At 62.7% G+C, this 7,121-nt stretch carries 7 protein-coding genes and 1 pseudogene; 3 read left to right on the forward strand and 5 right to left on the reverse strand.

Annotation, left to right across the window (positions count from 1 at the left end; genetic code table 11):
- Positions 1-141: 141 nt before the first annotated feature.
- From tsaB to ppc, 3 genes are all read right to left on the reverse strand, one after another.
- Positions 142-819 carry a tRNA (adenosine(37)-N6)-threonylcarbamoyltransferase complex dimerization subunit type 1 TsaB gene (gene tsaB / locus ACE04F_RS12245; RefSeq protein WP_486106999.1) on the reverse strand — a complete coding sequence of 226 codons (678 nt, stop codon included), beginning with the start codon at positions 817-819 and terminating at the stop codon, positions 142-144.
- 93 nt (positions 820-912) lie between these two features.
- A complete protein-coding gene (adk, locus tag ACE04F_RS12250; protein ID WP_486107001.1) occupies positions 913-1,563 on the reverse strand; it encodes an adenylate kinase in 651 nt (216 codons plus the stop codon).
- Between the two features lie 290 nt (positions 1,564-1,853).
- Complete coding sequence (gene ppc / locus ACE04F_RS12255) at positions 1,854-4,484, reverse strand: phosphoenolpyruvate carboxylase (RefSeq protein ID WP_486107003.1); 2,631 nt, start codon at positions 4,482-4,484, stop codon at positions 1,854-1,856.
- Between the two features lie 178 nt (positions 4,485-4,662).
- Between ppc and ACE04F_RS12260 the strand changes: the two genes are divergently transcribed.
- The 3 genes from ACE04F_RS12260 to lptF all read left to right on the forward strand — a co-directional run bounded on the left by ACE04F_RS12260 (position 4,663) and on the right by lptF (position 6,546).
- Entirely contained in the window at positions 4,663-5,007 is a 345-nt protein-coding gene (locus tag ACE04F_RS12260; protein WP_047702093.1) for a hypothetical protein, read from the forward strand.
- A gap of 284 nt (positions 5,008-5,291) precedes the next feature.
- A complete protein-coding gene (locus ACE04F_RS12265) occupies positions 5,292-5,705 on the forward strand; it encodes a DUF4398 domain-containing protein (protein ID WP_014336761.1) in 414 nt (137 codons plus the stop codon).
- 49 nt (positions 5,706-5,754) lie between these two features.
- The gene (gene lptF / locus ACE04F_RS12270) at positions 5,755-6,546 is read left to right on the forward strand and encodes a lipotoxin F family OmpA-related lipoprotein LptF (protein ID WP_305499061.1); all 792 of its coding nucleotides are present in this window, start codon (positions 5,755-5,757) and stop codon (positions 6,544-6,546) included.
- Between the two features lie 100 nt (positions 6,547-6,646).
- Here the strand turns inward: lptF and ACE04F_RS12275 are convergent, their stop codons facing one another.
- Together ACE04F_RS12275 and ACE04F_RS12280 are read right to left on the reverse strand one after the other, a co-directional pair.
- On the reverse strand, positions 6,647-6,976 hold the full coding sequence (locus ACE04F_RS12275) for a PA3694 family proteiin (protein WP_305499060.1): 330 nt from the start codon (positions 6,974-6,976) through the stop codon (positions 6,647-6,649).
- Positions 6,973-7,121, reverse strand: a pseudogene (locus ACE04F_RS12280) (alpha/beta hydrolase); the annotation flags it as partial. The gene ACE04F_RS12275 and the pseudogene ACE04F_RS12280, both read right to left, overlap by 4 nt.

Here is a 7,121-nt window from a genome sequence, read left to right on the forward strand (position 1 = left end):
GGGTTGCGCAGCGGCCCCAAGACTTGATTTCAGCCCGACCAGCAAGGATACCAAGGAGATTTCAGGGCCGCTTCGCGCCCCAGCGGGAGCAAGCTCCCTCGCCACAATTGTGCTCGCTCAAGAGTGTGGTCAAGTTTGGGTTTACCGTTCGGACTTGGGCGTTGCTACCTTGTCCCGCAGATACACCGGCTGCGCATCGTCGGCCGGGATGGCTTCGCCGCGTTCCCAGGCAAAGCGTGCCAGGGCCAGCAGGTCTTCGGCATGGGGCAACATCGAGGCGTCCTGACCGACAAGGCCGACGCCGATTCGCTCGCCGTAGCCCCAGCCGGTACCGGCGCCGAACCAGTCACCGCGGGTGTCAGCCGGCAACGCCGCCGCTTCGGGCGGTAACACCGCCTCGGCACCGACCAGACGCATCTCGCCAGCGGTTTCGCGATAGCAGCCCCAGTACACCTCGTCCATGCGCGCATCGATGGCGGCCGCTACCTGATGCGCGCCGTGCTCGCGCAAGGCGCGCTGGGCCAGCACCGCCAGGTTCGAGACCGGCAATACCGGGCGTTCCAAGGCGAAGGCCAGGCCCTGCACGACGCCAATGGCGATGCGCACGCCGGTAAACGCGCCTGGGCCGCGACCAAAGGCGATCGCATCCACGGCTTGCAAGGTGATCCCGGCATCGCTGAGCAATTGCTGGATCATCGGCAGCAATTTTTGCGCATGCAGGCGCGGGATCACCTCGTAGTGGCTCGTGACCTTGCCGTCGTACAGCAAGGCAACGGAGCAAGCTTCAGTCGCGGTGTCCAGGGCCAGCAAGGTGCTCATCGATATGTCCGTAAATCAGGTGGAAAAAAGTGCGCCAGTATAAACAACTCCGGCCCGCAAGCGGGCCGGAGTTGTTGCATCTGCTCAGCCTTTTCAGCTCAAGGCTGCAAGCACTTTGGCAGTGATTTCTTCAACCGAGCCGACGCCCGGGATGTGGCTGTACTTCGGCTTGCCGCCGTTCCTGGCGGACAGATTCTGGTAGAACTCCACCAGCGGCTTGGTCTGGGAATGGTAGACCGACAGGCGATGACGCACGGTTTCTTCGGTGTCGTCCTTGCGCTGCACCAGTTCGTCACCGGTGACGTCGTCCTTGCCTTCGGCTTTCGGAGGGTTGTAGACGGTGTGGTAAACGCGGCCGGAAGGCTCATGGACGCGTCGACCGGCAATACGCTGAACAATTTCTTCGTCTTCGACGGCAATTTCAACAACAGCATCCAGCTCGACGCCGGCGCTCACCAGAGCTTCGGCCTGTGGAATGGTGCGCGGGAAGCCATCGAACAGAAAACCATTGGCACAGTCAGGTTGAGCGATGCGATCCTTGACCAGCGCGATGATCAGGTCATCCGACACCAGGCCGCCGGCATCCATGATGCTCTTGGCTTGTACACCCAATGGAGTGCCAGCCTTGACCGCGGCGCGCAGCATGTCGCCAGTGGAGATTTGCGGGATACCGAATTTTTCGGTGATGAACTTTGCCTGAGTACCTTTACCGGCCCCGGGAGCTCCCAGCAGAATGACGCGCATCGATGTGCTCCTCAATTTTTTATGTAAAACGCTCGGATTCGCCTCGTGGGGCCAATCTTCGAAAAACTTGGTCGTGACCGCCCAAACGGCCAAAGGCTGATCAAGATACACAGCGGACCCGACCCACACAAGCCGCCGAAAGTCGGAGTAACCCGCGCCGCACGCGACCTTCGTATGAGGTAGTCAGAGTCGCAACCGGACAACAAACTGTCGCCTGGTCGACCTCCCTGCCGCCGCCGACGGCTACGCCCGGACATGCCGGGCGAACTGTTTGTTGACCCTCCGGGAGATTAGCCGGTGTTGCGCAAACCGGCGGCAATCCCTGCCACAGACACCAGCAACGCTTGTTCCACGGGGCTGCCCTGGGCCACGTCCTGCTGCCGCGAGCGCGCCAGCAGCTCGGCCTGTAACAGGTGCAGCGGGTCGAGGTAGGTATTGCGCAGGCGGATGAATTCCAGCGTGTCTGGGCTATGTGCCAGCAGCTGCGACTGGCCGGTCAGGCCCAGGACCACCGAACAGGCCTGCGACAATAGGTCGCGTAAATGCTCGCCCAAAGGCAGCAACGCCGGTTCCACCAGACGCTCGTCGTAGGACTGGGCAATATCGGCGTCGGCCTTGGCCAGGACCATCTCCAGCATGTCGATGCGGGTACGGAAGAACGGCCATTGCTCACGCATCTGCCCGAGCAGTTCGCCCTCGCCGCGCTCCAGCGCCTTGCCCAGGGCGGTTTCCCAGCCGAGCCAGGCCGGCAGCATCAGCCGCGTCTGGGTCCAGCCGAAAATCCACGGGATCGCCCGCAGGCTTTCGATACCACCGGCGCGACGCTTGGCCGGGCGGCTGCCCAAGGGCAGGCGGCCCAGTTCCTGCTCCGGCGTGGACTGGCGGAAATACTCCACAAACTGCGGATTTTCCCGCACCACGGCCCGGTAGGCGTTGACCCCGTCGGCAGCCAATTCATCCATCAGATGCCGCCACTGCGGCGTTGGCGGCGGCGGTGGCAGCAAGGTCGCTTCGAGCACTGCGGCGAGGTAAAGATTGAGGTTCTGTTCGGCGATGTCCGGCAGGCCGAATTTGAAACGAATCATTTCGCCCTGTTCGGTGGTGCGGAAACGTCCGGCCACCGAGCCCGGCGGCTGGGACAGGATCGCCGCGTGCGCCGGGCCGCCACCACGGCCGACGGTGCCACCGCGGCCATGGAACAACAGCAATTCGACTTGCTGCTCGCGGCAGATGTCCACCAACCGCTCCTGGGCGCGGTATTGCGCCCAGGCCGCCGCCGTGGTCCCGGCGTCCTTGGCCGAGTCGGAATAGCCGATCATCACTTCCTGGGGACCTTGCAGGCGCGAGCGATAACCCGGCAGCAACAGCAAGCGTTCGATCACCGGCCCGGCGTTGTCCAGGTCGGCGAGGGTTTCGAACAGCGGAACCACGCGCATCGGCCGTAATACGCCGGCCTCCTTGAGCAGCAACTGCACCGCCAGCACATCGGAAGCCGCGCCGGCCATGGAAATCACGTAGGAGCCCAGGGACGCCGCAGGCGCCGCCGCGACCTCGCGGCACGTGGCCAGGACTTCCGCCGTATCGGCCGACGGCTTGAAGTAAGGCGGCAACAAGGGCCGACGGTTATTCAGCTCGCCGAGGAGGAAACCGATGCGCTGCTCTTCGTCCCATTCCTCGTAACGCCCGAGCCCGAGGTAATCGGTGATCTCGGTCATCGCCGCCGTGTGCCGCGTCGAGTCCTGACGCACGTCGAGGCGCACCAGGAACAGGCCGAAGGTGACCGCGCGGCGCAGGCAATCAAGCAACGGCCCGTCGGCAATCACGCCCATGCCGCACTCATGCAGGGACTGGTAGCACAACTCCAATGGATCGAGCAGTTCACGGTTGTCCTGCAACACCTCGGCGGTGACCGGCGTCGTCGCCTTCAACGAGGCCTGGGCCCAATTGCGCGTGGCCCGCAGGCGTTCGCGCAATTGCTTGAGCACCGCGCGATAGGGCTCGGCGCTGTCACCGGCCTGGGCGCGCAAGGCCTCGCTGGCGTTTTGCATGGACAAGTCGGCGGCCAGATGATCGACGTCGCGCAAATACAGGTCCGCCGCCATCCAGCGCGCCAGCAGCAACACCTCGCGAGTGACCGCGGCGGTGACGTTCGGGTTGCCGTCCCGGTCGCCGCCCATCCACGAGGCAAAGCGGATCGGCGCGGCCTCCAGCGGCAGGCGCAACCCTGTGGCGGCATGCAGGGCCTGGTCAGCCTTGCGCAGGTAATTGGGGATGGCGTGCCAGAGCGAATGCTCGATCACCGCGAAGCCCCACTTGGCCTCGTCCACCGGCGTCGGGCGGGTCCGCCGAATTTCCTCGGTGTGCCAGGCTTCGGCGATGAGCCGCTGCAGGCGTTCGTGGATCTGCGCGCGCTCGGCACTGGTGAGGTCGCGGTGGTCTTGTGCGGCCAGTTGCGCGGCGATCGCGTCGTATTTCTGGATCAGCGTGCGCCGGGCGACTTCCGTCGGATGCGCTGTGAGCACCAGTTCGATTTCCAACCGGCCCAATTGCCGCGCCAGCGCTTCGGCGCCGTGTCCTTCGGCGCGCAAACGCGCCAGCAGCTCGGGCAGCACGCGTGCTTCGAACGGCGCCGGCCTGGACTCTTCGCGGCGGTGAATCAGCTGGTATTGCTCGGCGATATTGGCCAGGTTGAGGAACTGGTTGAACGCCCGCGCTACCGGCAGCAGCTCATCCTCGCTCAGCTGGTTGAGGCTGGCGCTCAGTTCCGCATCCATCGAGCCGCGTCGGTCGGCCTTCGCGCCTTTGCGAATCTGCTCGATCTTGTCGAGAAAGGTGTCTCCGTACTGGTCACGAATGGTGTTGCCCAGCAGCTCGCCGAGCAGGTGGACGTCCTCGCGCAAGCGGGCATCGATATCGGTCATCAGCAGGTCTCCAGCAAAAAGGTCCGGACAGCTTTGTAAGAGAGAGTGCCGATGCCGATCGCTTATGACAAGCGACGAAGGGACTTTAAACCTTGTCAGCCAAAGCTAGTCTCATGGGTAAGCCACACAACGGCTTGTCACTGTCGCGCCCGCCACGAGCGGGCCAATTGAGGCCATCATGAAAATCCGTGAACTTGCCCAGCATTGGGAAGAAAACGCCAAGGGTCACCTGACTCAGACCGGCTACACGATTCATCTGGACATGGAAGCCGCCGCACGCCTGGCGGCCATCTGCGACATGTACCCCAAGCGCCAGCCCGAAGAACTGCTCGGCGAACTGATCGGCGCGGCGCTGGAGGAACTGGAGGCCAGCTTCCCTTACATCAAGGGCTCGCAGGTCGTGGCCACCGATGAAGAAGGCGACCCGCTGTACGAAGACGTCGGCCCGACCCCGCGATTTCTCGCCCTGTCCCGCCGTCATCTGCACCAACTCTCCTCGCAAAACGACAAGTCCAAGCACTGATCGCACTCGCACCGTATCGCGCTACCCGGCACCGCTCCTGGGCTTTCGGTGCCGGGAATACCGCTGCACGCCTTGAAAGTTCAGCTTTTTCGCGATTGACCAATCAGTCAGTATTTCTTTTGGCGATTGGCCATCCGTGCCTGAACTTTTGAAAAACGCCTCGGGTCACACCGAGTAACCATACTGGAACGGTCGTTTAAATAAACGCGCCCTGGCGCCAGCGCCAAAACAGACGTCACGGCTTCGGTCCCAGCATGGATTAGTGTTTTTTCAGGAGTTTTCCAATGGAGTTGAAGCCTATGAATACCTGCACTGCCAAACCCTCATCCACTGGCCTTCGCGGCCTGAAGTTGGCTGCCCTGGCTATCGGTAGCAGCTTCATCCTGGCCGGTTGCGCCGGCAATCCACCTTCGGAGCAATACGCGGTCACGCAATCGGCGGTCAACAGCGCCGTCAGCGCGGGCGGCACCGAGTTCGCCGCGGTGGAAATGAAATCCGCCCAGGACAAACTCAAGCAGGCCGAGATCGCCATGCACGACGAGAACTACGAAGAGGCCAAGCGTCTGGCCGAACAGGCTGAATGGGATGCCCGCGTTGCCGAACGCAAGGCCCAGGCCGCCAAGGCCGAACAGGCCCTCAAGGATTCCCAGAAAGGGGTTCAGGAACTGCGTCAGGAAGGCATGAACAAGGTCCAGTAACCCTGTTCGAGCCACGACGTACTTCTCATTGATAAAAGGACGACAGACTATGACGCACAAACATTTCATGATGCCCGCCCTGCTTGCCGCCTGCGTAGCCCTGGCCGCTTGCTCCCACGACCCGAACGCGAACCTGGAACAGGCCCGTACCAACTACAACGGTCTGCAGGCCGACCCGGCTGCCACCAAGGTCGCGGCGCTGGAAACCAAGGAGGCCTCCGACTTCCTGGCCAAGGCCGACAAGGCCTACCTGGACAACGAAGACGAAGCCAAGGTAGACCAACTGGCCTATCTGACCAACCAGCGCGTCGAAGTGGCCAAGCAGACCATCGCCCTGCGCAACGCCGAAGCCGAGCTGAAAAACGCCGGTGACGAACGCGCCCGCGCGCTGCTCGACGCCCGCAACGCACAGATCAAGCAGCTGCAGGACAGCCTCAACGCCAAGCAGACCGAGCGCGGTACGCTGGTGACCTTCGGTGACGTGCTGTTCGCCACCAACAAATCCGACCTGCGCGCCAGCGGCATGACCAATGTGAGCAAACTGGCGCAGTTCCTCCAGGAAAACCCGGATCGCAAGGTGATCATCGAAGGTTATACCGATAGCACCGGTTCGGATTCCTACAACCAGTCGCTGTCCGAACGCCGCGCCAGCTCCGTGCGCACCGCCCTGGTAAAAATGGGTGTCGACCCGGCCCGCATCGTGACCCAGGGTTACGGCAAGGAATTTCCGGTCGCCGACAACACCAGCGTCTCGGGCCGTGCCATGAACCGTCGCGTGGAAGTGACCATTTCCAACGACAACCAGCCAGTCGCCCCGCGCTCGACCATGAGCGCCAACTGATCGGCTGACGCAACGCAAAAGCCCCGCCTGACTTCAATCAGGCGGGGCTTTTTATTGGCTACACATATCCTGGCCATCATCCCACAGGAAATCAGATCGGTTACGGCTGCAGCTTCTGCGGCGTTTCCTGCCCCATGCAGCGCACCGCGCGCTTCTTCTCGTTGATCAATACGCCGGTCAGGCCTTTCTGCTCGGTGTCGAACAGTACCAGTACGCCATCGATGCATTGGGCGACCTGGGGCGCCGGCTCCAGGGCGACTTTATAGTCTTCGCCCGGCACGGTCTTGAGCATGGTGAACTGGTTGAGCAGCAACGCGTCCTCGGGCTTGGCGAAATGCAGATAGCCGTAGTACCAGAGCGCCGCGACGGTGCCGAGAATGCTGCAGATACCGGTGATGATCAGGGGGATGGCGTTGCGTTCTTCGCTCATTGCGGGTTCTCGGGTGATTCAACGGAAGATTTCGGGTAGTTCGGCACCTCGCCCAGGCGGCGCAAGCCATCGAAGTGCCGGGGATCGTCGAGGTAGCGCAGCATCACGGTTCGCCAGGTCGGGTCGGCGAAAGTCTGCACGTGGC

The organism is Pseudomonas sp. AGC41 (assembly GCF_057334555.1).